Here is a 1,052-nt window from a genome sequence, read left to right as displayed (position 1 = left end):
TAGAGCGGATCATTGCTTATCGGAATCGGTGCGCGATTCCCAAATCAGCAGATTTGTGATTCATCATGGATGCTGGAATGGAGGCCAGCATCCATGACACGACCCTATTCGAATGATCTTCGTGAGCGAGTCGTTGCAGCGGTTATGGACGGTCAGAGCTGCCGGGTGGTGGCGGAGCGGTTCGACATAGCTGTCTCATCCGTGGTGAAGTGGTCGCAGCGTTATCGGACCACCGGTAGTGTGTCGCCCGGCAAGATGGGCGGCCATCGCCGACGTGTGCTGGAGCCGCACCGCGCCTTCATCGTCGAGCAGATTGAGCAGACATCACATCTGACGCTACATCGGCTGAAGGATGAGTTGGCCGCCCGCGGCGTGAGCGTCTCCCACAATGCCATCTGGCAGTTCATGCGCCGCGAGGGCTTGAGCTTTAAAAAAAACGCTGTTCGCCCTTGAGCAGGGCCGCGTCGACATTGCCCGGCGCAGAGCCCGCTGGAAAACCTGGCAAAACCGCTTCGATCCGAAGCGGCTCGTCTTCATCGACGAGACCTGGATCCGCACCAACATGGCGCCGTTACGCGGGTGGGGGCCGAGGGGCAAAAGATTGCGCGGCTTTGCCCCGCATGGCCGCTGGCGCACCCTGACCTTCCTCGGCGCCCTACGCTGCGACAAGCTCACTGCGCCCTGCGTCTTCGACGGTCCCATTAATGGCGAATGCTTCCACGCCTATGTCCGCCAGCAGTTGATCCCGACCCTCAAACCTGGCGACATCGTCATCCTCGATAATCTCGGCTCTCACAAAGCCAAGGCCATCCGCGATGCCATCAGGGCCGTCGGCGCCAGGCTATGGTTCCTGCCGAAATATTCCCCCGACCTTAATCCGATCGAGCAAGCCTTCGCCAAGATCAAGCACTGGATGCGCCAGGCCCAAAAGCGAACCATCGAGGAAACGTGGCGCCATCTGGGCTTACTCGCCGACACCATAAAGCCAGAGGAATGCGCCAACTACTTCTCAAATGCCGGCTACGCTTCCGTCAAAACATGAAAGGCTCTAG

At 59.4% G+C, this 1,052-nt stretch carries 1 protein-coding gene; it reads left to right on the top strand.

Translation table 11 applies throughout. The annotated features are described in order from the left end of the window. Nucleotides 1-93 precede the first annotated feature (93 nt). A protein-coding gene (locus IB248_RS30870; RefSeq protein WP_192242241.1) for an IS630 family transposase occupies nucleotides 94-1,042 on the top strand; the annotation gives its coding sequence in 2 pieces (ribosomal slippage) (nucleotides 94-429 and nucleotides 431-1,042; 948 coding nt in all). The last annotated feature ends 10 nt before the right edge of the window (nucleotides 1,043-1,052 follow it).

The organism is Rhizobium sp. RHZ01 (assembly GCF_014851595.1).
Taxonomy (GTDB): domain Bacteria; phylum Pseudomonadota; class Alphaproteobacteria; order Rhizobiales; family Rhizobiaceae; genus Rhizobium; species Rhizobium altiplani.
The sequence above is the reverse complement of the archived record's forward strand: the minus strand, read 5'-3'. Positions and strand labels throughout refer to the sequence as shown.